General features: G+C 69.1%; 23 protein-coding genes. 6 read left to right on the plus strand and 17 right to left on the minus strand.

The features are described 5' to 3' along the window. Nucleotides 1-20 precede the first annotated feature (20 nt). The 4 genes from BKN51_RS43595 to hisD form a co-directional block, all read right to left on the minus strand. On the minus strand, nt 21-176 hold the full coding sequence (locus BKN51_RS43595) for a hypothetical protein (RefSeq protein WP_168214369.1): 156 nt from the start codon (nt 174-176) through the stop codon (nt 21-23). Nucleotides 177-295: 119 nt separating this feature from the next. After that, on the minus strand, nt 296-895 hold the full coding sequence (gene hisB / locus BKN51_RS22170) for an imidazoleglycerol-phosphate dehydratase HisB (RefSeq protein WP_101609443.1): 600 nt from the start codon (nt 893-895) through the stop codon (nt 296-298). Next, nucleotides 892-1,992 carry a histidinol-phosphate transaminase gene (locus BKN51_RS22175; RefSeq protein WP_101609444.1) on the minus strand — a complete coding sequence of 367 codons (1,101 nt, stop codon included), beginning with the start codon at nt 1,990-1,992 and terminating at the stop codon, nt 892-894. The genes hisB and BKN51_RS22175 overlap by 4 nt, the downstream gene beginning before the upstream one ends. After that, nucleotides 1,989-3,314 (minus strand): histidinol dehydrogenase, encoded by a 1,326-nt coding sequence (hisD, locus tag BKN51_RS22180; protein WP_101609445.1) that lies wholly within the window; start codon nt 3,312-3,314, stop codon nt 1,989-1,991. Before hisD ends, BKN51_RS22175 begins: the two co-directional genes overlap by 4 nt. Before the next feature lie 84 nt (nt 3,315-3,398). Here hisD and BKN51_RS22185 point away from each other — a divergent pair, with 84 nt between their 5' ends. Further along, nucleotides 3,399-4,193 carry a carbon-nitrogen hydrolase family protein gene (locus BKN51_RS22185; RefSeq protein WP_101613386.1) on the plus strand — a complete coding sequence of 265 codons (795 nt, stop codon included), beginning with the start codon at nt 3,399-3,401 and terminating at the stop codon, nt 4,191-4,193. Here the strand turns inward: BKN51_RS22185 and BKN51_RS22190 are convergent. Then, the gene (locus BKN51_RS22190; RefSeq protein ID WP_101609446.1) at nt 4,141-4,629 is read right to left on the minus strand and encodes an Lrp/AsnC family transcriptional regulator; all 489 of its coding nucleotides are present in this window, start codon (nt 4,627-4,629) and stop codon (nt 4,141-4,143) included. The two genes, BKN51_RS22185 and BKN51_RS22190, sit on opposite strands and share 53 nt — an antisense overlap. Nucleotides 4,630-4,697: 68 nt before the next feature. On the opposite strand from BKN51_RS22190, the gene BKN51_RS22195 reads away from it, so the two are divergent. Continuing rightward, complete coding sequence (locus tag BKN51_RS22195; protein ID WP_101613387.1) at nt 4,698-5,597, plus strand: SMP-30/gluconolactonase/LRE family protein; 900 nt, start codon at nt 4,698-4,700, stop codon at nt 5,595-5,597. A gap of 10 nt (nt 5,598-5,607) precedes the next feature. Here the strand turns inward: BKN51_RS22195 and BKN51_RS22200 are convergent, their stop codons facing one another. Genes BKN51_RS22200 through eccB form a run of 3 tightly spaced genes read right to left on the minus strand, consistent with a single transcriptional unit; the run spans nt 5,608 to nt 8,422 of the window. Next, on the minus strand, nt 5,608-6,264 hold the full coding sequence (locus BKN51_RS22200) for a response regulator (protein ID WP_020630350.1): 657 nt from the start codon (nt 6,262-6,264) through the stop codon (nt 5,608-5,610). Beyond that, nucleotides 6,261-6,983 (minus strand): response regulator transcription factor, encoded by a 723-nt coding sequence (locus BKN51_RS22205; RefSeq protein ID WP_233223729.1) that lies wholly within the window; start codon nt 6,981-6,983, stop codon nt 6,261-6,263. The genes BKN51_RS22200 and BKN51_RS22205 overlap by 4 nt, the downstream gene beginning before the upstream one ends. Before the next feature lie 14 nt (nt 6,984-6,997). Beyond that, on the minus strand, nt 6,998-8,422 hold the full coding sequence (gene eccB / locus BKN51_RS22210) for a type VII secretion protein EccB (protein WP_101609448.1): 1,425 nt from the start codon (nt 8,420-8,422) through the stop codon (nt 6,998-7,000). A gap of 167 nt (nt 8,423-8,589) precedes the next feature. Here eccB and BKN51_RS22215 point away from each other — a divergent pair, with 167 nt between their 5' ends. Beyond that, on the plus strand, nt 8,590-9,645 hold the full coding sequence (locus BKN51_RS22215; RefSeq protein ID WP_101609449.1) for a type VII secretion protein EccE: 1,056 nt from the start codon (nt 8,590-8,592) through the stop codon (nt 9,643-9,645). A 418-nt stretch (nt 9,646-10,063) separates the two neighbouring features. Here BKN51_RS22215 and eccD read toward each other — a convergent pair whose 3' ends face one another. The 6 genes from eccD to BKN51_RS22245 are packed head-to-tail and all read right to left on the minus strand — an operon-like array spanning nt 10,064 to nt 15,515. Next, nucleotides 10,064-11,440, minus strand: coding sequence for a type VII secretion integral membrane protein EccD (gene eccD / locus BKN51_RS22220; protein ID WP_101609450.1), 1,377 nt, complete (start codon nt 11,438-11,440; stop codon nt 10,064-10,066). Continuing rightward, on the minus strand, nt 11,437-11,766 hold the full coding sequence (locus tag BKN51_RS22225; RefSeq protein WP_233223736.1) for a YbaB/EbfC family nucleoid-associated protein: 330 nt from the start codon (nt 11,764-11,766) through the stop codon (nt 11,437-11,439). The genes eccD and BKN51_RS22225 overlap by 4 nt, the downstream gene beginning before the upstream one ends. Continuing rightward, a complete protein-coding gene (locus BKN51_RS22230) occupies nt 11,763-12,272 on the minus strand; it encodes a hypothetical protein (protein ID WP_101613388.1) in 510 nt (169 codons plus the stop codon). The genes BKN51_RS22225 and BKN51_RS22230 overlap by 4 nt, the downstream gene beginning before the upstream one ends. A gap of 13 nt (nt 12,273-12,285) precedes the next feature. After that, the gene (locus tag BKN51_RS22235) at nt 12,286-13,635 is read right to left on the minus strand and encodes a WXG100 family type VII secretion target (protein ID WP_101609451.1); all 1,350 of its coding nucleotides are present in this window, start codon (nt 13,633-13,635) and stop codon (nt 12,286-12,288) included. An 18-nt stretch (nt 13,636-13,653) separates the two neighbouring features. Continuing rightward, nucleotides 13,654-14,718, minus strand: coding sequence for a hypothetical protein (locus BKN51_RS22240; RefSeq protein ID WP_101609452.1), 1,065 nt, complete (start codon nt 14,716-14,718; stop codon nt 13,654-13,656). 20 nt (nt 14,719-14,738) lie between these two features. Further along, entirely contained in the window at nt 14,739-15,515 is a 777-nt protein-coding gene (locus tag BKN51_RS22245) for a WXG100 family type VII secretion target (RefSeq protein WP_101609453.1), read from the minus strand. A 153-nt stretch (nt 15,516-15,668) separates the two neighbouring features. Here BKN51_RS22245 and eccCa point away from each other — a divergent pair, with 153 nt between their 5' ends. Both eccCa and BKN51_RS22255 read left to right on the plus strand, forming a co-directional pair. Then, nucleotides 15,669-19,610 (plus strand): type VII secretion protein EccCa, encoded by a 3,942-nt coding sequence (gene eccCa / locus BKN51_RS22250; protein WP_101609454.1) that lies wholly within the window; start codon nt 15,669-15,671, stop codon nt 19,608-19,610. A gap of 403 nt (nt 19,611-20,013) precedes the next feature. Further along, the gene (locus tag BKN51_RS22255) at nt 20,014-21,192 is read left to right on the plus strand and encodes an HNH endonuclease signature motif containing protein (protein WP_101609455.1); all 1,179 of its coding nucleotides are present in this window, start codon (nt 20,014-20,016) and stop codon (nt 21,190-21,192) included. Between the two features lie 155 nt (nt 21,193-21,347). On the opposite strand, the gene cpt is transcribed toward BKN51_RS22255, so the two are convergent. Continuing rightward, nucleotides 21,348-21,872 carry a chloramphenicol phosphotransferase CPT gene (gene cpt, locus BKN51_RS22260; protein WP_199193060.1) on the minus strand — a complete coding sequence of 175 codons (525 nt, stop codon included), beginning with the start codon at nt 21,870-21,872 and terminating at the stop codon, nt 21,348-21,350. Between the two features lie 336 nt (nt 21,873-22,208). On the opposite strand from cpt, the gene BKN51_RS22265 reads away from it, so the two are divergent. Beyond that, nucleotides 22,209-22,907, plus strand: a complete 699-nt coding sequence (locus tag BKN51_RS22265; RefSeq protein ID WP_174720554.1) for a S1 family peptidase — start codon at nt 22,209-22,211, stop codon at nt 22,905-22,907. A 45-nt stretch (nt 22,908-22,952) separates the two neighbouring features. Here BKN51_RS22265 and BKN51_RS22270 read toward each other — a convergent pair whose 3' ends face one another. Then, a complete protein-coding gene (locus BKN51_RS22270) occupies nt 22,953-23,237 on the minus strand; it encodes a hypothetical protein (RefSeq protein WP_146044384.1) in 285 nt (94 codons plus the stop codon). Nucleotides 23,238-23,316: 79 nt separating this feature from the next. Beyond that, nucleotides 23,317-24,102, minus strand: coding sequence for a hypothetical protein (locus BKN51_RS22275; RefSeq protein WP_233223739.1), 786 nt, complete (start codon nt 24,100-24,102; stop codon nt 23,317-23,319). Nucleotides 24,103-24,166 lie beyond the last annotated feature (64 nt).

Here is a 24,166-nt window from a genome sequence, read left to right on the forward strand (position 1 = left end):
TCAGCTTTGCGCGGGCTTTGTCAGGCCAGCCAGGCGATGGCGCCGCCGATCGCCAGCAGCGCACCGATGCCCAGCACCACGGCCAGGAACTTGACGCTCTTCCAGGTCGCGTAGACGCCGCCGATCAGGAAGCCGCCGAGCGCGAGCAGCAGCACGGCGATGGTCGTGTTACTCATGCCCGCCAGGCTGCCACACCCTCACCCGCCCGACTTCCCCGGGTGCACTCCGCAATTCGTCCTCTGGTTGCGGTCCTCAGCGTGTGCAACTACCGCAACCAGAGGACGAAACGCGGGAGTTAGAGGACGCCCTTCGTGGAGGGGATGCCGCCGGCGCGCGGGTCCGGTTCGGTGGCGGCGCGCAGCGCGCGGGCGACGGCCTTGTACTCGGCTTCCGCGATGTGGTGCGGGTCCCGGCCGTGGATCACGCGCACGTGCAGCGCGATCTGGGCGTGGAACGACAGCGAGTCGAACACGTGCCGCGTCAGCACGAACGGGTAGTTCCCGCCGATGGTGAAGCTGTTGAACTGCTCCGGTTCGCCGAGGTGCACGCAGTACGGGCGCCCGGAGACGTCGATCGCGGCGTGCGCGAGGGTTTCGTCCATCGGGATCCACGCGTCGCCGAAGCGGCGGATGCCGCTCTTGTCGCCGAGCGCCTGCCGCAGCGCCTGGCCGAGCACGATCGCGGTGTCTTCGACGGTGTGGTGCGCGTCGATGTGCACGTCACCGGTCGCCTGCACCTTGAGGTCGAGCGAACCGTGCACCCCGAACGCGGTGAGCATGTGGTCGTAGAACGGGACACCGGTGTCGATCTCCACCTGTCCCGTGCCGTCCAGGTCGAGCTGGACCGAAATGGACGATTCCCTGGTGGTGCGATCCACCTTGCCGACGCGACTCATCGCGGCACCTCCTTGCTGGCCTCGAGAAAGGCGTCGTTCTCTTCCGGCGTGCCGATGGTCACCCGCAGGTGCCCTTCGATACCGACGTCCCTGATCAGCACGCCGTTGTCCAAATAGGACTTCCAGGTCGCGGGTGCGTCCGCGAACCGTCCGAAGAGGACGAAGTTCGCGTCGCTCGGGACCGGGGTGAATCCCATTCCCAGCAACGATTCGACCACCCGGTCGCGTTCGGCGGCGAGTTTGGCGACCGAAGCCAGCGTGGCGTCCGCGTGCCGCAGCGCGGCCCTCGCGGCCGCCTGTGTGAGCTTCGAGAGGTGGTACGGCAGCCGCACCAGCTGAAGCGCGTCGACGATCGCGGGCGCGGCCGCCAGATAACCGAGCCTCCCGCCCGCGAAGGCGAACGCCTTGCTCATCGTGCGCGACACGATGAGCTGCGCCGGATACTCCTCGAGCAACTCGACGGCGCTCGGCTGCGACGAGAACTCCGCGTACGCCTCGTCGACCACCACGATGCCCGGCGCCGCTTCGAGCAGCCCGCGCAGTTCACCGAACGGGATCGAGCCGCCGGTCGGGTTGTTCGGGCTGGTCACGAACACGACGTCCGGACGGCGTTCGCGCACGAGCGCGGCCGCCTTCTCGGTGTCGAGCGTGAAATCGCCGCGGCGCGGCACCGGCAACCAGTCGGTGCGGGTGCCCGCCGAGATGATCGGGTGCATCGAGTACGACGGCTCGAAGCCGAGCGCGGACCGGCCCGGGCCGCCGAAGGCCTGCAGGATCTGCTGCAGGATTTCGTTGGACCCGTTGGCGGCCCACACGTTCGACTCCGACACCAGCACACCGGTCGACACCGCGAGATAGTCCGCGAGGTCCTGCCGCAGCGCGACGGCGTCACGATCCGGGTAGCGGTGCAGCGAGGCGGCCTCGGCGCGGACGGCCTCGGCGACGTCCGCCACCAGCGCGTCCGGCGGCGGATACGGGTTTTCGTTGGTGTTGAGCCGGATCGGCACGTCGAGCTGCGGCGCGCCGTACGGGGTCTTGCCCCGAAGGTCTTCCCGCAGCGGAAGCGCGTCGAGCGTGATCTCCTCGCCGATGGTCATGCCCGCTCCCCCTCGAACCGCGCCGTGATGGCCTCGCCGTGCGCGGGCAGGTCCTCGGCGTTGGCGAGCGCGACGACTCGGCCGGCGATCTCGCGCAGCGCGTTCTCGTCGTAGTCGACGATGTGCACGCCCTTGAGGAAGCTCTGCACCGAAAGCCCGGACGAGTGCCGCGCGAAACCGCCGGTGGGCAGGACGTGGTTCGACCCGGCGCAGTAGTCGCCGAGCGAGACCGGCGCGTACGCCCCGACGAAGATCGCGCCGGCGTTGCGCACGCGGGCCGCCACCGAACGCGCGTCCGCGGTCTGGATCTCCAGGTGTTCCGCGGCGTACGCGTCGACGACACGGAGACCGTCGTCCACAGTGGACACCAGGATGATGCCGGACTGCTTGCCGCTCAGGGCTTCCGTCACGCGCTCCGCGTGCTTGGTCGCGGCCACGCGGCCGGTCAGTTCCCTGTCGACGGCGTCCGCGAGCTCCACGGACGTGGTGACCAGCACGCTCGCGGCGAGCGGATCGTGCTCGGCCTGGCTGATCAGGTCGGCGGCGACGTGCACCGGGTCGGCGGTCCCGTCGGCGAGGATCGCGATCTCGGTCGGGCCCGCCTCGGAGTCGATGCCGATGATGCCGCGCAGCAACCGCTTGGCGGCGGTCAGGTAGATGTTGCCGGGCCCGGTGACGATGTCGACCGGCTCCAGCGTCGTTCCGTCGGTGTCGGTGCCGCCGTACGCGAGCAGCGCGACGGCCTGCGCACCGCCGACGGCCCACACCTCGTCGACACCGAGCAGCTCGGCGGCGGCCAGGATCGTCGGGTGCGGGAGCCCGCCGAACGCGGCCTGCGGCGGCGAGCACAGCACCAGGGTGCCGACGCCGGCGATCTGCGCCGGGACGACGTTCATCACCACGGTCGAGGGGTACACCGCGAGCCCGCCCGGCGCGTACAGCCCGACACGCTCGACCGGGATCCAGCGCTCGGTGACGGTGCCGCCGTCGACGACCTCCGTGGTGACGTCCTGGCGGCGCTGATCGCCGTGGACCTTCCTGGTGCGGACGCATGCCTCCTCCAGCGCCTCGCGGACGGCCGGGTCCAGGTTCTCGAGCGCGCTCGTGAGTTCGGCGGCGGCGACCCGCACGCCTGCCGGACGGACCTTGTCGAACTTCTCGGTGTACTCGAGAACCGCCTCGACGCCGCGATCGCGGACCGCCTCGACCACCGGCCGTACGTGATGCAGCGCCGCGTCCACGTCGTACTCGGCACGCGGGAGCGTGCTCCTGAGTTCGGCAACGGACGGGACCTGTCCACGCAGGTCGGTACGGTTCAGCATGGGTCAAGGGTACGAGGTGGCCCGATCGCCCCGAGCAGGCACACTGGGGTGGTGACCAGCGATCCCACGATGAGGGAGTCCACCGTGCCGCGAATCGGGTTGTGCCAGCTCACCGCCGCCGAGGATCCCGAAACGAACCTGAAGCCGATTCGGGAAGGCGTGGCGGCCGCGGCGGCCGGCGGCGCGCGGATCGTGGTCTTCCCCGAAGCGACGATGGCGCGCTTCGGCGTCCCGCTGAAACCCCTCGCGCAACCCTTGGACGGCCCGTGGGCGTCCACTGTGGCGGCCGTCGCCGAGGAGCACGGCGTCGTGATCGTCGCGGGCATGTTCACGCCGTCGTCCGACGGACGCGTGAGCAACACGCTCCTCGTCACCGGCTCCGGTCATCACTTCGGCTACGACAAGATCCATCTGTACGACGCGTTCGGGTTCGCCGAGTCCGACACCGTCGCGCCGGGGGCCGCTCCGGCCACCTTCGAGGTCGACGGGGTCACCTTCGGCGTCGCGACCTGTTACGACATCCGCTTCCCCGAGCTGTTCCGGAAGCTGGCCGACGACGGCGCCGACATCGTCCTCGTGCCGACGTCCTGGGGCGCGGGCGAGGGCAAACGCGAGCAGTGGGAGGTCCTGGTGCGCGCCCGCGCGCTCGACTCCGGCTGCTGGGTCCTCGGCTGCGGGCAGGCCGATCCGGCCGCGAGCGGGACCTCGGTGAATCCGAAGGCTCCGACCGGGATCGGCTATTCCACGGTGTCCGACGGCTTCGGACGCGTCCACGCCCAGCTGGGCGCCGGACCGGACATGGTGGTCGTCGACGTGGATCCGGCGGTCAGCGGGAAGGCTCGGGCGGCGACGGGCGCGCTGGCGAATCGTCGCCTTTAGCGTCCACGGAGCGTTCGAAGAACGATTCGAGCACCACGATCGTCTGCGTGCCGGTGACGCCTTCGATGGCGTACAGCCTGCGCAACGACGCCTGCAGCTCTTCGGTGGTCGGCGTACGCACCTTCACCAGGAGCGAGGCCGGGCCCGCGATGACGTGCGCCTCCACGACCTCCGGCAAAGCCTCCAGCGCGGCCTTGGTCGGCGGATCACCCATCCACGATCCCGCCTCGACCAGCACGAACGCCATCACCCCGCGACCGACCGCCGCCGGGTCGACGTCGACGGTGGTACGCCGGATGACGCCCTGTTCGCGCAGCTTGCGGACCCGCTCGTGCGCGGCGCCCGCGGACAGCCCGACGGCCTTGCCGAGCGCGGCATACGCCTGAGTCGCGTCCTGCTGCAACTCGGTGAGCAGTATGCGATCCATCTCATCCATGGGTTGACCATATCAAGTTCGGCAGTTCATGATGATTGCAATACTTGGTTCAGATCTCTGGGGTGAGCGTGGACAAGGTCAAAGCGCGTTTCGAGGTCCTCGACGAGCGGTTCGCGCGCGTCAACGGCGATGAGTGGCTCCACCGGCTGCACACCGGCTGCCGGTGGACCGAGGGACCCGCTTACTTCCCCGCCGGCCGGTACCTGGTCTTCAGCGACATCCCGAACGACCGCGTCCTGCGCTGGGACGAGACCACGGGCGCGGTCGGCGTGTTCCGCGAGCCCGCCGGATTCCACAACGGGCACACCGTCGACCGCCGGGGCAGGCTCGTCAGCTGCGAGCAGGGCGGCCGCCGGGTGACGCGCACGGAGCACGACGGCACGACCACCGTCCTCGCGGAGACCTACCAGGGGAAGAAGTTCAACAGCCCCAACGATGTCGTCGAGAGTTCGGACGGCGCGATCTGGTTCACCGACCCCAGCTACGGGATCGACAGCGACTACGAAGGCCATCGGGCCGAGAGCGAGATCGGTGCCTGTCACGTCTACCGCGCCGACCCGGTGGACGGCTCGGTGCGGATCGTCGCGGACGATTTCACGCGGCCGAACGGGCTGGCCTTCTCCCTCGACGAGTCGCTGCTCTACATCGTGGACACCCGGCAGGATCCCAGCCACATCAGGGTTTTCGCCGTGAACGACGGCGAACTTTCCGGTGGCGAGGTCTTCGCGACCTGCGACGCCGGCGTCTTCGACGGCGTCCGCCTCGACGCCGACGGCCGGATCTGGACCGCCGCGCACGACGGCCTGCACTGTTTCGCTCCCGACGGCACGCGGATCGGGAAGCTGCACGTGCCGGAGGTCTGTTCGAACCTGACCTTCGGCGGGCCGCGGCGGAACGATCTGTTCGTCACGGCGTCCAGCTCGGTCTACACGCTGCGGGTGAACTTCTCGGGACCGCGGTTCTCCTGAGGCCCTTTGATCAGCGCAGCAGGCCTTCCCGGATCGCCACCCGCACGAACCCGGCACGCCGCCGTTCCCCGGTCTTGTCCCGGATCCGGTCCAGATAGGACCGCACCGTCCGCACGCTGATGTTCAGGATCTCCGCCACGTCGACGTCCCGTTCACCGGCCGCGACCAGCCGCAGCACCTGCTTCTCCCGTTCGGACAGGACGATCTTGGGTCCGGCGTGGCGGTCTTCGCTGTCCTGGATGATCATCCCGGCCAGGGTCGGCGACACGTAGGCGTTGTCGTCGGCGATGGTGCGGATGGCGCGCAGGAGCTCGTCGCCGTCGACGTCCTTCGAGAGGAAACCCTTCGCCCCGGCTTGCATGGCTCCCAGCACCTCGGGCTGCTCGGCGTGCGCGGACACCACGAGCACCTTGTGTCCCATCTGCCCCACTTCGAGCACCGCGGCGGCGTCCTGGACACCGCGCAGCTTGAGGTCGAGGACGACGACGCTGCCCGGAGGCTGTTCCTGGACGGCGAACCGCGCGACGGAGTCGGCGACGGCGCCCAGCGCGATGTCGGGGGCTTCGGTGAGGACGCGCGCGACGGCGTCCCGGTACAACGGATGATCTTCGATCACCCCGACGTTGATGGGTGTGCTGCGTTTCGGCTGCTGCTCGTCTGCGTTCACCGGCGTCCTTCGAATCCGCCCGCGTCGTCGCGGGGCGCGACCGGCCGAGACGGGCCGGGCACCTCCGGCGGAGACGCGAGCCCGAGCTGGATGGCCTTGCGGACCAGACCGGCCCGCCTTCTCTCTCCGAGTTTGTCACGGATCCGGTCCAGGTAACCACGGACCGTCCGGACTCCGATACCCAGGATCCGGGCGATGTCGACGTCGCGTTCGCCCGCCGCGACCAGTCGCAGGACCTGCTTTTCCCGCGCCGACAACGCGATGTCCGGAGCCCGCACGGGACGGTCGGCGTTGTCCTTGATGATCATTCCGGCCACCACCGCGGAAACGTAGGCCCTGCCCTGCGCGACCGTCCTGATCGCGATCAGGAGTTCGTCGACGTCGACGTCCTTGGACAGGAATCCCTTGGCACCGGCCGCGATCGCGCCGAGCACCTGCTCGGATTCCGCCTGCGCGGACACCACGAGCACGTGATGTCCCAGTTCACAGACCTGGAGCACGGCCGCCGCGCCGGCGATCCCCGGCAGGCCGAGGTCGAGCAGCACCACGCTGCCGGGCGGCTGCGGATGGACGTGGAACCGGGCGACCGAATCGACCACGGCGCCCAGTTCGATCCCTTCGGCCTCGGTGAGGACCCGGACCACGGCATGCCGGTACAACGGATGATCCTCGATCACCGCGACGTCGACCCGGTCGGTCTCCGGCCTGTCTTCAGTCATCTGCACGTTCCCGCTCACCCCGTCCCACCTGCCGCGGACACCGCACGGCCCGCCTGCGCCGGATCCAGCGCGGGTCCGCGCGGGACCAGTGCCAGCAACCCATTCGGAACCGGTTGCCGTTCGGCTTGGCCGTATCCGAGTGAAGCGAGTGCCTCAGTGCTCGCCACCGGGTACTTCAGGCCCGTGTCGGTCACGACGTAGGCCGTGCCGGAACCGGATTCCGTCACCACCGCGCCTCCCGACGGAGGCACGAAAACCGCGTCGGCGACCAGCGCGTCCGTGCGCGCCGTCACCGGGATCGCCTTCGCACCTTGCGGCAAGGGGACCTGTGCGGAGATAACGATTCGAGAACCCTGTGCGCATAACGTCACGGACTGTCCGGTAACGGGCGCTTTTCGCGGGATGCGGTCCGGATACTCCGCGGGATCGGCCCCGCCCGTCCTCGCCGTGCCCACCTTCGGCACCGCGGCGACGTCGGCCGCGCGCACCGCGACGGGGGCCGGGACGCCGGTGTAGGCGTCCGCGTTCTGCGGCGTGTTGATCAGCAGGCTCGCCTCGGTCTGGCCGATCGGTTCGAGCCCTTCGGCGCGGACGAGGTAGTACGAAGTCGCGTCGTTGGGGGAAGCCATCGCGTCGATGACGCCGAGCACCGAACCGACCTTCGTCGCGGTGCCGCCGACCTTCGGGCCGGTCCGCCCGGCGTCCTCGACCGCGCGGTAGGCCAGATCGCGTCCGGCCGCGACGGTGCCGATCCACCGGGACGAAACCGCGATCGCCGGATAGGTGTCGAACTGCAACGCCGTGGCGGCTTCCGCGGTGAGCTTGTAGCGGCGTCCCGCGGTCACCAGATAGCGCTCTCCCTCGGGGACACGGACCACGACGGCCTGATCCCTCGGCAGGTCGACCCCGGAGGCCGGCGCGCCGAGAAGCACCGTCGTCTCCGGTTCGGACGAGGCGGGCGCGTCCTGGGTCGTCCGCGAACAGCTCGTCCACGGGGTCTTCAGCAGCGCGGCCGCCGCGGGCAGCGAATCGGGTGCGCCGGGAATGCCGACCTGCGCGCCGCGCGGCGCCTTCGCGAGCTTGTCCGCGGGGACGGTCACGGTGGCTTCGCCGTTGCCGCCCGCCATCAGCCGGGCGGAGGAGTAGTTGAGCACGGGGTGCAGCGCGCCGTCCTGGCCGAGGATGTAGCGCGCGCCGGTGCCCTCTTCGACGATCACCTTGCCGCCCGCCAGCCAGTCCTTACCGCCGGAGGGGTTCAGCAGGCCGATCACGCCGAAGACCGCGGTGATCAGCAAGGCCACACCGAGCCCGCACAGGGTTCCGATGACCAGCCTGCGGCTCGGGGCGACGGGATGGTTGGCGTCCGCCGAGACCAGTGCCGAAACCAGTCTCCTGCGGAGGAATTGGTAGGCCTGGATCTGGTCCCGCTGCGTCCACACGCTCCCGTACCCCGCCGTTCTTACCCACCCCGTTCGAGGGTGCTCACGTTAGGTTCCGACCTGCTCCACGGTGAGGGTAATTTTTACGCCCTCCCCCGCACGGGAGCCCACTACCGTCGTGCACGTGCACGGAGGAGGGGAATTCCTTGTCGGTTGACGCTCCAGCGGTGGGGACACCCCGCCCGGCCCCGGCTCGCGGCGGCCCCGCGGGCGCGGCGCCGTTGCCTTGGCTGCTGCCGATCCGGCCGCTGCAGGCGGCGCTGTGGGAGATCGCCGGGATCGCGATCCTGCTGGCCCTCACCGTCGACGGACTCCCCCAGGCCGCGTGGATCAGCATCCTCGCCGCGGCCGGCGTCCTCGTGCTGACGACGTCGGTCCGCTTCGCCGGACGCCACGCCGCGGGCTGGCTGCTCACGTGGGCCGGATACCGGCTGAAGCGCCGTGACAAGCACGAGATCCCCGACCCGCTGCACCGGCTCGCCGGTCCCGTCCGGGTGCGCCAGCACGTCGACCGAGCGGGCAACCGCTTCGGTGTCGCCGAGGTCCGCGACGGCTGGAGCGCCATCGTGCGGCTCAAGCCCGGCGCGATGTCACCCGGCCCGGACGCCTTGGTCGGCATTCTGCGCGAGGCCTACGCGAGTACCGGGATCCCGTTGTCCAGTGCGCAACTGCTGACCTGGACCGTCCCCAATGGACAGTCGGTGCTCCGGGTCCGCTGGCTCACCGTCCGGTACCGGCCCGAAGACGCGCCGATCGCGGCGCTCGCCCGCGGTGGCGGCGAACTCGGCGCGCTGCGGAGCACCGCCTGCGCGGCACTGTCGCTCATGGGCGCGCTGGCCGAAGCCGGTTTCGAAAGCACCGTGCTCGAAGCCGGTGAAGTGGCGGAGGAACTGCGCGTCGCGATCGGAAGCGGACAGGACGCGCCGGTGAACGGCTGGCGTTCGTGGGACTGGGGCGGCGCGTCGCAGGTCTGCTACCGGCCGCGGTCGGAACGGGATCTCGCGCGGACGCTGGATCTTCACGTGCCCGGCTCGGCGTTCACCGCGACTTCGTACACGCTGCACCGGACCCCCGGCGGACGGGAGAAGTCCGAAGTGACCATCCGGGTCGGCGGACGGCCGGGAGCGGAGACGGTCCGGCCGGACGGGATCGCGGTGACCCCGTTGCACGGACGGCACGCGGCGGCGGTCCGGCGGACCCTGCCGCTGGCCCTGGAGAACTGAGGGGACTGTCCGTGAAGGATTCCTTTCCTCTCTGAGGGTAGGGAAGGAATCCTTCACGGACGTAACGCAATTATTGAGGGGTAAGTCAAATGTGGCATGACCGAGCCTCTGCGGCGAAGGACTCCTTCGCTGGCTTCAAGGTTAAGAGGCAGCCTTCGTGGCGTGGTTCTGGACCGGCCTGCGGGCACCAGTCGTTCCCGAGTGTCCCGTGCGGACAGTCAGAGTGCGGCCGGTCCAGATCCGCGATGCCGAAGGCTCCCTTCACCGCATCGGACGCGGCGAAGGGAGCCTTCAGCCCGGCACGACCCACCCGCGAACACGACACGTTTGCCCTTCCCCTCAATAGTCCTCTGGATGCGGTGATTGCGTGTGGCAAGTACCGCATCCAGAGGACTAATTGCCTGGAGGGGCGGGGCTCTCAGCCCCGGACGGCCTCGTAGACCCCGGCGATCATGCCGACGAACGGGATCAGCGAGAGCAGCACCAGGAACTCGACGATGTCGAGAGTCCTTGCCCAGTAAGGAGAACGGCGTCCCTTCGCGACCCGCGTCGCGTACGTGAGGCAGACGGCCGCCGCGACGACGACCGCGCAGCCCGCGCCGAACACGAACGACCGCGGCCCGCCCGCGGCGAGCCAGAAACCGGCCGCGGCCAGGGCAGCCGCGCCGAAACCGATGAGCACGAGCCGCTGTGAGCGGCCGGCGAACGCGCGCGAGCGCAACATCAGCGCCAGCCCCAGCAGCGCGCACAGGCCCGCTTCCCAAGCCCCGCCTGAGGATGCAAGGACCACCGAAGCCGAGACCACGGTGAGCCCGAGCGCGACGAGCAGCCCGGTCAGCAACGCCTGCGCGTAGGTCGTCCCGCCGACCATGTCCTCGCCGAGCGAAGGGTTCTCGTCGGCGCGGAACGCGTCCATGTCGTCGGGCACGCGGGGCAGCGGCAGCCTGCCGAGCCGCAGCGCCATCATCGGCGCCACCGCGGCCAGCCCCGTCGCCACGACGGCGACCACGGCGGCCGCCGAAACCGCGCGCACGTCGGCCAGCAGGACGATGGCGGTGGTGATCGCGCCGAGTCCGGCCGAGACGGTCACCGCGACGAACCACGGCAGCCGGTCCGCCACCGAAACGGCCGCGATCACGCCGTACACGGTCACCACGGCGAGCCCGGCGGCCAGCGGTCCCGCCGACAAGGAGAACAACGGATGCGGCGGCAGGATCGACATCCCGGCCAGCAGCGCAGCGCCGACCCCGGCGAGCGCGCCGGCGGCACCGGCCTCCGCGTCGCCGTACGCGCGGCTCAGCGCGCCACCGCCCAGTACCAGCACGAGCGCCAGCAGCCCGGTCCCGATCGGCGCCAGCACACTGCCCGACGCCGCCGCCTGCACCAGCAGGCCACCGGCGAGCAGCAGCACCACCGACGCGACGATGCCCGCCTTGCGCGCGATCCCCGGTCCCCACCGGCCGGAGCCCGACTCGGCGACACTGGCGATCGAATCGACGACGTCGTCGAACAGCAGCGGACCCCGCGGGCGTTCCCGCGGGGTCAGGTGGAGGACTTCTCCGTCGCGCACTTGGGCCGCGGCGACCGTGAGCCCGAGCGCGAGCGGGGCGCCGCCGAGCCGGGAAAGCACCCACCCGGGATGCTCGGCCGACGCCTGCCCCGAAGCACCCGCGAGCCGCACGAGCTGCGGGACGAGTTCGGCGAACGTGCTCTGCTGCGGCAGCGCCACATCGACCCGCGCCCGCGGTGTCACCACCGTGACGCGGCGGGTGGAGCCCGCGATCGCGGCCGTCATGCTTCGATCGACTTGGCGGACTCGATGACCGGGGCGAATTTGGCGCTGCTGGCCTCGGCCAGCTTCTGCAGCCCGTTGTTGACCGCCTCCAGCACGATCTCCGAGAGGTTGCGCGCGTCGTACTGGCGCAGCGCGCGCGGGTCGATGTCGATCGAGGTGAACCGGCCGTCACCGCGCAGGACGACGGTGACCTCGTTCTGCCGCGAGTGCGCCTTGACCTCCATCGCCTCGACCGAACGCTGGATGCGCTGCACCTCTTCGGTCTGCTTGCGGACCTGGTCCAGCAGCTCGTCCATGTCCGGCATGGCGTAGGGGTCGGTGGTCACGAGTCTTCTCCTTCATCTGCGGTGAAATCCCGCCGGACGTGGACACTGCCCACGAACCGCCGGAAGTCGTCGCCGAGGCGGCGGGCCGCCTCGGGCGTTGCGGTGCAGGCGATCTCGAGGATCAGCCGTTCGGCCGGGCTCGCGCCCGGCACGGTCAGTTGCACCTGCGTCTGGACGAGTTCCTGTCCTTCGCCGGTGCGGATGCGCAGTACCTGCGTCACCCCGGGCGCGAGCCCGGTGCCGATCACCTTGCGCCGCACCACTTCGAGCGCCGCCATGGTCCGGCCGAGCCGTTCGACGGCCTCGTCGGCGATGTCGGTGATCTGCGCTTCGTCCGGCCGCTGCCCGACGCTCAAGGTGATGTTCGGGGTGAACTCCGCGTCCGGGACGGAGTGCACGGCGACGAAGACCGCGCCCTCGGCGCCGACCGACGCGGGTTCGACCGGCACCCAGCCGTCGGGGATGTCGAATCCGAGCGGGAGGGAAACCCGGTCCTGCGTCGCCATTTCACTCATCCCGTCACCAGGTGCCCACGTAGGAGACCGCGTCGTCCCACGCCTCGCCGACGGCGTCCGCCGCCTGGCCCGCCGCACCGCTCACCGCGTCGACGGCCGCGCCGCCGTACTCGCCGACGGTGTCCGCGATCTTCGGCAGGTCGATGTCGATCTTCGCGCCGATCCCGGCACCGAGACCGAGTGCGACACCCGCCTTGAAGTTGACCTTGATGTGCCCGGCGTCGTAAACCGCCTGGCCGTCGAGCTGCGCGCCGATTCCGTACTGGAGGGTGCCGCTCGCGCCGACGCCCACCCCGGCCACGTCCGCCGCGAGCTCGCCTTCGACCTTACCTCCGACGAAGGCGTTGGCGTGCACGCCGACACCGTGCGCGCCCGCCTGGAGCGAACCGTTCACCTCGCCGCCGACGAACGCGGTCCCCTTGGCGCTGCCCGAAGCGACGCCCCATTCCTTCTTGCCTTCGACCTCTTCCTTGAAGGCGGCGAGTTCGGCGTGGCCGGACGCCTTGAGATCCCAGCCCTGCGAGGACACCTTGGCGTCCCACCCCGGGGTGAAACCGTCCTGCTCCTGCTTCCACTTGGCATAGGTGATCTCGGTGTTGCCCCAGGCCTTGTCGCGCAGGCCCTCCGGCTTCGGCCTGCCGAACGGGGTGTCGCCGGCACGCGGCGCGCGCGTGCCTTCGAGACCGTCCCAGGTGAGCTTCTTCCAGCCGGAATTACCGAACCAGGAAGGATGCGAACGCGGGCGCTTGCGGCCGTCGAGCGCTTCGCCGTTGAGCCAGTACAACGGGCCGCGACCCCATTTGCCGAGTTCGTGCTCGATCCGGCCGGCGCCCTCCGGCGGGAACAGCCGCGCGAGTTCCTCGCTCAGCTCGTCGGCGATCTCCTGTGCCGCCTGCGCGGCGCGTTCGCCGAGCTGGCGGGCGGCGGAGATGAAGGCGTTGACCGCGTTCGCGTTCGCCGTCCGCGCCTGGCTGACGAGCTGCGCGGCGTACTGGTCGAACTGCGCGAGGATCGAGTCCACACAGGACTTCGCGCCCTGCAGGGCCTGCGCGCCCGCCCGCAGCCGGTTCGACTGGTCGCTCAGTTTGGCGCCGAGCTCACCGAGTTCCTGGCTCAGTTTCGCCGCGGCCGTGGCGAACGCGATGTAGGCGTCGCCCTCCCAGGACGCGTTGAGCGCCTTCGCCGCTTTGCCGATCTCGTCCGCCCGGCCAGAAACCGTCGACGCCCGCTCGCCGCACCGCTGGGCGGACGCGTTCAGCGCCGAGGGGTCGCCGGTGACCCGCCGCTGGTACTCGACCACGAGCCGCCGGTAATTCGACAAGATCGAGCTGACGACGCCCGACGCGTCGACCACACCGCTCCCCGACACGGTTTACCTGCCCTTCGCCGGTGAGTCGGCTCCCGCGTCGATGTCGATGTGCTGCTCGAAGTGCTTGCCGCCGTAGTTCATGTCGATGTCGATATCGATGTCCTGACCGCCCGGCGCCTGCACGGTGGACTTCCCGGTGCTCAGGTCGGTGGTGATGGTGACCGTGTTCCCGTTGCCCATGCCCGCACCCGCGCCCGGCAGGGAGCCGGAACCCGAGCCGCCACCGGACGGTCTGTCCACCGGGATCCAGGAGTCGGCGCCGCCCGGCCAGTTGCCCTGGGCGCCGTTCCCGCCCAGCGCGGGCGGCCGGTACTGGGTGAACGGCGGCGTCTCGCCCGGCGTCGTGCCCCCGCCGGAGCCGCCGCTCGCGCCTCCGCCCGCACCGCCACCGGAACCGCCGACAGCGGCCTGTCCCGCGCCGCTGGCGACCGAACCCGGCGCCTGCGGGTTCGTGACCGGGGTGCCGGAGATGGCCGCGTTGCCCGCCGAGCCGTTGCCGGAATCGCTGTGCCCGAACAGTTTCTGGACCTCACCGATGATGTTGGCGATCTGGGTGATCTGGTTGGCGAGGTCGACGACGCCGAGCGCCTTCAGCAGCGCGCCGATCGCGGTGATGAACGCGCGCAGCGAAGCACTGGTGGCGGTGGAAAGCGCGACGGCGGCGCCGTAGGTCCACGGATTCGACATCAGCCCGGCGACCGTCGGGTTCACCGCCGAGACCACCGCTTTGTAGGCGGCCTGGGCGGTCTTGATCAGCGTCCCGGCCATGCCGAGCAGCTCCGCGCCCTTCTGCACGACCTGGACGATCTTGGTCAGCGAGTTCAGGGAGTCGGTGATCTTCTTCATCGCCGAGTCCGAAGCGCCACCGGACCAGATCTTCTTCAGCTGCTCGGCGGCCTTCGTCACCTCGTTGTACATGGTGAGGAACTCGTTGGCCTTCTTGAGCACTTCGAGCACGTGCTTCGCGATCTGCTCCGGCTGACCGGTGAGGATCTGCGGCAGAATGGTGATCGGCCCGCCCGAGGACGCTGTCGCGTCCATCGCGCTGGAATTCGGGTAAGTCAGCATGTCGCTCCTCAGGCCGGAAGTCAGACGGAAGCCGGGCGGTAGACGCTGACCTTCGCCAGGCCGTTGATGTCCGCTTCGACGAGTCCGTGGTTGTAGAGCAGTCCGCCCTCTCCGGCGATGGCGATGACCGGCTTGTTGTCGGAGAACAGGAGCGGTTCGACCACGACGACGTCGCCGCTGTGCACCCCGCCGGGCACGTCGCCGAAGTTGCGCGCCGTACCGGCGTAGACCTCGATGACCCCGACCCGCGCCTGGTTGTCGGCGTCACCGGCCAGCCAGTCGTTGAAGTCCGAGACGCCGTGGAACCGCGCGTCGGTGATCGGGTGGTCGCCGAGCTGCCCCAGCCGCGCGTCCCCCAGGTAGCGCAGCACATTGCCGACCGACGACGGTTCGCCGTTGCTCCCGGCGCTGTCGTTGATGGCCAGCGTCGCCAGTTCGGACGCGTGCGAGTTCCCCCAGATCGACGAGGTCGATCCCGCGCCGCCGCCGGGACGGCCTCCGTAGCCGCCCGCGACCGCCTCGTCGGCGGCCTGGTAGGCGTCGGCGCTGCTCTTGATGAAGCCGTTGATCTGCTGCAGCAGTTGCAGGAGGGTGCGGACCGCGACCACCTGCTGGCTCTGCATGGCCGTGTTGGCGGCCGCCACCGCACTGCCGAACGTGGCGAACGACATCGGCTGCAGGACGGTGCGCTCGAGGTCGCCGACGACATTGATGCCCTGCATGATGATGCCGCCCAGGTTCCCGACCGCCGAGCGCATGGCCTCGGGCTCCGCCCGGTACTCGCCCGTGCCGACCATGGTTCTCCTTTTCTCGTTCCCCCACGTCTGCGTTGACCAGCAGCGTAAGTTCGCCACCAGACGCGAGCGGACGGCAAAAGTACCCACCGCAACGGCGGCACGAGTGGCCAGAATGATCGGCAGGATTACCCACACGCGGCCAGAAAGACCCTGATGAGCGCCACTCGCGACCGCATGCCGGCCCTGGGCGAGCAGCCCGGTGAAATCGTCCTGCAGTCCCCGCCGATGCTGCCGAAGGGCTCCTCCGGCGGAGCCATGCAACTGCTGATGTTCATGCCGATGATGCTGGGCATGGGCGCCATGTCGTTCGTCTACATCGGACGCGACGGCGGGGTGATGACCTACATCTTCGGCGCGTTGTTCCTCACCGCGATGGCGGGCATGGTGGTGATGTCGCTCGGCCGCGGCGGCGCGGCGAAGAAGGCGCAGATCAACGAGGAGCGCCGGGACTACCAGCGCTATCTGACCGGTTTGCGCGGCCAGGTCCGCGACATCGCGGACAGCCAGCGCGCGGCCATGGCGGCGTTGCAGCCCGATCCGGCGGATCTCTGGGCGTACATCGAGACGGGGAAGCTGTGGGATCGCCGCCGGTCCGACTCGCAGTTCGGGCAGGTGCGCGTCGGGACGGGGCCGCAGCGGCTCGCGACGCCGTTGAAAGCGCCGCAAACCGTGCCGCTGGAAGACCTCGATCCGGTGTGCTCGACGAACCTCAAGCACTTCATCCGGACCTATTCGACGGTCGACGGTCTCCCGGTCGCGGTCTCGCTGAGGTCGTTCGCGCAGGTCAGTCTGTCCGGCCGCCGTCCGGACACGCTCGGGACCGCGCGGGCGATGCTGACCCAGCTCGCGACCTTCCACTCACCCGGCGACCTGCGGATCGCGCTGTGCGTCAAGGACGACCGGCTGCACGACTGGGAATGGGCGAAGTGGCTGCCGCACGTCGCCTCCACCGCCGCCGACGCGGCCGGTCCGCGACGGCTCGTCGACGCCGACTCCGGGAAGCTCGCCGACCTCCTCGGCCCCGACCTCGGCGACCGGCCCGCGTTCACCCGACGGCCGGATTCCCGGCTGGACCTGCCGCATATCGTCGTGATCGTGGACGGCGGGCACACCCTCGCCGACCCGCGGCTCGTCGCCGAAGAAGGCAGGCTCGGCGTCACGGTGGTGGAGATCGGCGCGGAGCAGCCGCGGTCGGTTTCGTCCGAACGGCTGCTGAGCCTGCACATGAGCCCCGAACAACTCGGGATGGTCGTCGGCGACGGCACCGAGCAGCGGCTCGGATTCCTCGGCACCCCGGACACGTTGGACCGCGGTGCCGCCGAAGCGCTGGCCAGGATGCTGACGCCGCTGTTCCAGGGGGCGGCGGTGGTCAGCGAAGCACCGATGTCGGCGACGTTCGGACTGGCCGGGCTGCTCGGCATCGGCGACCCGCGCGACACCGACACCGAGGTCACCTGGGCGCCGCGTTCGGCGCGGGACCGGTTGCGGATCCCGCTGGGCATCAATCCCGAAGGCAGGCCGGTCGACCTCGACCTCAAGGAGTCCGCGGAAGGCGGGATGGGCCCGCACGGGCTGGTCATCGGCGCGACCGGGTCCGGCAAGAGCGAGTTGCTGCGGACGCTGGTGACCGCGCTCGCCGTCACCCATTCGTCGGAAAAGCTCAACCTCGCGCTCATCGACTTCAAGGGTGGCGCGACGTTCGCGGGGATGACCGGGCTGCCGCACACCTGCGCCGTCATCACCAACCTGTCCGACGATCTCGCGCTGGTCGACCGCATGGCGGACGCGCTGAACGGCGAGCTCTTGCGGCGTCAGGAGCTGCTGCACGCGGCCGGGAACTACGCGTCGGTGCGGGACTACGAAAAGGCCAGGGAATCCGGCGTCAACCTGCGGCCGATGCCGTCGCTGCTGGTGATCATCGACGAATTCAGCGAACTGCTGTCGTCGCGGCCGGAGTTCATCGACCTGTTCGTCGCGATCGGACGGCTGGGGCGGAGTCTCGGGATCCACCTGCTGCTGGCGTCGCAGCGGTTGGAGGAAGGACGGCTGCGCGGACTGGATTCGCACCTGTCGTACCGGATCGGCCTGCGGACCTTCTCCGCGTCGGAGAGCCGCGCGGTGCTCGGGGTCGCGGACGCCTACCAGCTTCCGCCCGTGCCGGGCTCGGCTTATCTGAAGTCCGACAACGACACCCTCATCCGGCTCAAGGCCGCGTACGTCTCGGGAGAGCTGCCACCGCGCAGCAAGATCGTGCGCAAGGACGGCCAAAGCCTCGGGCTGATGCCGTTCACGCTGGCGCCGGTGGAGATCCCGGTGACCGTCGAAGCGGAGGAACCGGTCGAAAAGGGCACCGGCGAGACGATCATCGGCGCGATGATCTCGCGACTCGAAGGCAAAGGCCCGGAAGCGCACCAGATCTGGCTGCCGCCGCTGGCCGAACCGCCCACGCTGGACCAGCTGCTTCCGCCGCTCGGCGAGGACGCCGCACGCGGTCTGTGCCCGCTGGGCTGGGGCGGGAACGGCAAGCTGATGATCCCGGTCGCCTTGGTGGACAAGCCGTTCGAGCAGCGGCGCGACATGCTGTGGGCCGATTTCTCCGGTGCCGCCGGGCACGCGCTGATCGTCGGAGCGCCGCAGAGCGGCAAGAGCACGCTGATGCGGGACATCGCCGCGATGCTCGCGCTCACCCACACGCCGGAAGAGGTCCAGCTGTTCGTCCTGGACATGGGCGGTGGCGCGCTGGCGCCGATCGCCGGGCTGCCCCACGTGTCCGGATACGCGACGCGCCGCGACGCCCAGCGCTGCCGCCGGGTCGTCGCGGAACTGACGACCCTGCTCGAACAGCGTGAGGAGTTCTTCTCCGCCAACGGGATCGAGTCGATCACGACGTTCCGCCAGCGGCGTGCGGAGTTCAAGGAGAGCACAGAGGGCCGCGAGTTCGGCGACGTCTTCCTGTTCGTGGACAACTGGACCACGATCCGGCAGGAATACGAGCAGCTGGAGGAGCAGATCACCAGCCTGGCCTCGCGCGGGCTCGGTTTCGGCATCCACGTCGTCGTCTCGATCAACCAGTGGATGGGCATGCGGGCGCCGCTGCGCGACGCCATCGGCACCAAATTCGAACTGCGGCTGGGTGAACCGGCGGACTCGCTGATCGACCGCAAGATCGCGCAGAACGTCCCGGCGGACCGGCCGGGTCGCGGGCTGACCGCGGACAAACTGCACTTCCTCGCGGCGCTCCCGCGGATCGATGCGGATCAGCGGCCGGACACCGTCGGCGCGGGCGGCCTGGATCTGAACCGGCGGATTTCCGCCGCTTGGAAGGGAAAGCCGGCTCCGGCCGTGCGGCTGCTGCCGCCCGAGATCCCACTCGACTCGCTGGAAGCGGGGCCGCGCAAACAGGTCACGCTCGGCATCGCGGAATCGAATCTGCGGCCGGTGTACCTCGATTTCGCCACCGAACCGCATTTCGTGGCCTTCGGCGATGTGGAATCCGGAAAGAGCTCGCTCCTGCGCGCGATCGCGCAAGGCATCACTTCGAAGTATTCGCCGACGGAGGCCGCGATCATCGTCGCCGACTACCGGCGAGGGCTGCTCGGCGCGGTGCCGGAGTCGCATCTGCTGGGCTACGCGGGTTCCGAGACCGCGCTGACTGGGCTGATCGAACAGTGCCAGCAGGCCATGCGGAACCGGCTTCCCGGTTCGGATGTCACGCCCGAGCAGTTGCGGAACCGCTCGTGGTGGCGGGGGCCGGAGCTGTTCGTGCTCGTCGACGACTACGAAATGGTCGCGACCGTGGGCCGGAACCCGTTGCTGCCGCTGCTGGAATTCCTGCCGCAGGCACGGGACATCGGCCTGCACCTCATCCTCGCGCGCGGGAGCGGCGGGGCCGGGCGCTCGCTGTTCGAGCCGGTGCTGCAACGGATTCGCGAACTGGGGTCGCCTGGTCTCGTGATGTCCGGGTCGCGGGAAGAGGGTGCGCTGCTCGGGGACGTGAAGCCGGGGCCGCAGCCTGCCGGGCGGGGCATGCTGGTTTCGCGGAGGCACGGGACGGGGCTGGTCCAGGTGGCTTGGACGAAGCCTGTGGAGGACTGAGCCGGACGGTCGTAACCTTTGACGAATGCAGTGGACGACGCTACCGGCCACGCGCACCTTGCTACGAGCAGCGTCACCAACTGGAAGTGGTCGCGCCGACTGAGGTGACGACGGCGGCGGTGAACTACTTCCGGACCGTACGCGGCTTACGCACTGTGGCCGCCGGGGGCAAAGACGTCACCGACCCTGAACGGGAAGCCAACCCCAGGGAACTGAAGCGCACCCGGGAGTCCGTCCGTACAGGAAGCGATGCGAGACGACTTGCGGTCGCACTGAAGTCCGCGACGCCCCGTGAATGGGCCCGCAACCCGGGAAAGGTCACTCACCGGACCGTTCACTCTCCGCGTAAATCCGGTCACGCATTCAGTGGTGATCGAACTCATGTTCGACTATGATAATCGGCATGACCACAACTCTTGCTTTTAACCTGAAAGCTGCTCGGTTTCTTGAGACCGCGTTCGACGAGGAGGTTTCACATCGTCAGGCGCAGGGTCGTCAGGTCCGCGCGTTAGCCGAGTTCGCCGCCGTCGGCGGGTCGCGAAGATCGGTGACCGAGGAGGTGGCTTTGCGCCTCTCGGTCTCCCGCAATCAAGCGTTCCTGCTCGTCGAGACCTCCTGCGCCCTGGTGGCCCGATTGCCGAACACCTTGGCGGCACTGGAGAAGGGCGATATCGATCTGTTCAAGGCGTCCAAGGTCACCAGGTTGACCCGTGACGTGTCGGACGAGGTCGCCGCGCAGGTGGACGAATGGATGTCCCTACGTCTGGCGGGTCGTGATCCTTCGGCGATCCGCAGTTCGGTGAACCACGCCGTGCAGAAGTTCGATCCCGACGGATATCGGGATCGAGCGAAAAAGAAACGCGAGCTACGGCATATTTCGCTGGAGCACGACGACGAGACCATGTCCACGCTCTCGGGATACCTCCCCACGGAGGTGGCCAGTTCGATCTATGCCTCGATGAGCCGGGCCGCACGAACGCGCCGAGCGGAAGACAAGTCCCGCACCCTCGACCAGCATCGCGCCGACATCTTCGGCGAACGTCTCCTCGCAGAAGACGGCCGCGGAAAGCCTCGCGCGCACATTCACGTCTATGTGGATCTCCTGACCCTGGTCGGTGTTCGCGAGGACCCTGCCATCCTGGCGGGCTACGGGCCCATTCCGGACTGGCTGGTCCGTGAAATCGCTTCGGATCCGGATTCGACTTGGTCGCGGTTGATCACCGATCCCGCGACCGGTCAACTCCTCGAAGCCAGTGCCGGCACCTATCGGTCACCGGCCTCATTGGCCCGGCTGATCAAGGCGCGGGATCGGGAATGCACCCATCCCGGCTGTCACCGTCCGGCGGAGTTCTCCGAAATCGACCACATCACCGGCTGGGCCCGCGACGGCAAAACCAATCACCACAACTGCCACGGCAACTGCAAAATTCACAACTTACTCAAAGAAGAACCCGGCTGGTACGCCGAACCCACCGGAAACGGCGGCACGACCCTCACCACCCCAAGCGGGCACACCTACGACGCGACACCCGAACCACTCCACGAACCACGCGAAGAACCAGAGGACGACAGGCCGGCGTGATCAGGCCTTCCATGGCCCTGGTGGCTATTCACGGAACCCGGGCGCACAAACGTTCACAAAGCCCACCCGGACTTGACCGGCGAGCGGCATGGCGTCCAAACAGGACCTGACGCACCACCGGTGGCGAACTCGTCAATCAGCCCCGGCTCAGCCACCTAGGTGACTCGCGAACCGATCTCCCGCGCACACACCAAAGCCTCGTTCAACCCCGTGTCCACCTCGAAGTCATAGACCACACCCCGATGCACGGCCTCGGCCTGCGCCTCCGCCATCCCCGCGACCCGGTCCCCTCGCGCCATCTCCCGCCCGGCGGCGACAACACCGTCACAGTGAACCCCGATCCACAACACTTCGAGCCCGTCGAGCGCCTCACGCCACCGCCGCTGCGATTCCGCGCCGCCCAGGAACGCGTCGTCGACAATGACCCGCGCGCCCGCCCGCACCATCGCCGCGACACCGGCCATCCACGCGTTTTCGAGACGTTGGAACCCGGAGCCGACGTTCACCCCGCCGTCGCTCGCGAAGTCGATCCCATCGTCGACAGTGGACGGCATGGCGTCGATCAAGGTGTCGACGCCGAGAGTGAGCCAAGGCTCCGGCAGCACCGCCTGCAGGCATCGGGCGATCCCCGACTTACCCGAACTGGACCCACCGTTCAGCACGATCACCCGAGTAGTCACCCACCACACCCTAAGCGGCTCAACCGGGCAACGCGGAACCACCGCGCCAAGAAACGCCTTCCCGGAGAAAACGGAGAATCCACCCGAAATACCCCAGTCTCACGATCCAGCCTCACTGTCCAGCCTGACGATCCAGCCTCACTGCCCAGCCTCACTGTCCAGCGCCACGATCCCAATCGGACACCGGCCGCCCCCGACCCGGACGGCCCAATACTTTCCTCGCAACGCTTACCGACTTCGGTAGGTTACAAAAGCCCTTACCGCCGCCTAACTTGGTGAAACCGTTTCAAGTCGAAACGAACTCCCCGACGCAGGCCGAAGGGCGTATTCATGCGTATGTCCAAGATCGTCGCAACGGTGGCCGGCGCCGCCGCGGCGCTGACCCTTGCCGCCACCCCCGCCGCGAACGCGGGCCAGGACATCATCGGCGGCGGCACCGTGAGTTCCGCGCCGTGGGGCGCCCAGATCTACTGGGACGACGCCACCGCGTTCGGCGGTTTCAACTGCTCCGGCACGATCATCGCCCCGCAGTGGGTCCTCACCGCGAAGCACTGCCTCAACAAGCCCGGCATGCACGTGAAGGTCGGCAACGTGAACCTGAACCAGGGCACCGAAGCCGACGTCGACCAGCAGAAAGCCGCCCCGAGCGGCGACATCGCGCTGCTGCACCTCACGACCGCGGTCAGCACGACGTACATGAAGCTCGGCACCGCGAACCCGTCCAGCGGCACCACCAACCAGATCTACGGCTGGGGTCGCACGCAGGGCAACAACCCGCCGTCGAGCGTCCTGAAGACGGCCAACGTCCGCATCACCGGAACCAGCAGCGACGCGTACGGCGGCCAGGCCATCGCCAGTGTCGGCGTCAACGGTTCGGCCTGGCACGGCGACTCGGGCGGCCCGCAGCTCTCGGGCGGCGTCCAGGTCGGTGTCTGCTCGACCGGCAGCAACTCCGGCACGAACCCGCAGGGCACCCAGAACTACGCCAGTGTCGCGGCGAGCCGCAGCTGGATCCGCACCACCGCGGGAGTCTGACACGGAGGTGATGGGGCCGTTCGAAAGCGAACGGCCCCATCGCCTTCACGTTTCCAGCCGTCCGATTCCGCCCCGCCATGGCAGTTCGTCTTCGTAGTCGCACGCCGCCACGGCCGGGATCCCTGCCTCCCACAGCGCGGACAAGATCCTCGAAACGAGGCCGACGACGGACGCCCTCTCGGCGCCTTCCTCGGCCTCCACTTCGACGATGGCAGGCCACCCGATGAAGTCGCCGGTCGCGCCCCTGCCGGGGTTCCGCGAGACGTCCACGATCGCCTCCGGCAAGGAGAACACCCCGAGCCGGTCTCGCACACCCAGCAAGCCGGTCAAGAAATCGACTGCAAGGTCTTCCTTCGCCTGAAGAAAGACCTTGCAGTACTCGTGATCTTCATCGTCCACGGAGCGAAACTCAGGCGCACTTCGCCTTCGGACTGACCATCGACACCGAGCCGACCTTGTCCCCCGCGACGGTGAACTCGTAGACCCAGTCCGGTTTCCCGTCGACGGGAACCTGGAACCGGCCGTTGTCGCCGGTCTTCATCCCCTTGGCGTCGTAGGCCGTCTTGAGTTCCGCCAACCCCGAACCGGCACCGATCCCCTCGGCCGTCTTGGCGTCCGACGGCGCGGCGAGCTGACGCAGTCCGTCCTTGCCGAAGGAGGCGCCACCGGCGGCCACGAACGCCTTGTCGCGTTCCTCCCGCTTGCCCGCCAGATCAGCGGACGCCTGCGCGGCATCGGCGAACAGCAGAGCGTCCTTGGCGGACTTCTCCGCCGACTTGGCGCTTTCCTCCGCGGACGCGCCCGGCTTCGACTCCGGATCGGCCTCGAGTTCGTCGGCCTTTTTGTTCAGGTCCTTGGCCTTGGCCTCGACGTCGGCCTCGGCCTTCATCCGCGCCGGGTCGGGTGCCGGGCCGCCGGTGTAGGAGAAATCGGTACAACCGTCCAAATTGGACGTCGGCGCCGAGGCGAGCTTCCCGCCCGCCAGCGCGGCGTCCTTGGCCATCCCCAAGGTCAGCCCGCGATATCCCGCCGGACCGAACGCCTCGGGCGCCGCCGGAGCGGCCGCGTCGGGAGAAGATCCCGACGAACAAGCCGCCCCGCCGATCAGCGCCGCCCCACCGCTCAGCACCGCCGCGGTGACCAGTACGCCCGCGCGTCCGCCCGAAACCCGCCGACAAGTCCGCGTTCCAGTCACGCTTACCCCCTTTATCGCCCCGGAAACTATCCGATCGCGAGGGAAGTCCCGAGTGGATTTCGCG

This window comes from Amycolatopsis sp. BJA-103, assembly GCF_002849735.1.
Lineage (GTDB): Bacteria > Actinomycetota > Actinomycetes > Mycobacteriales > Pseudonocardiaceae > Amycolatopsis.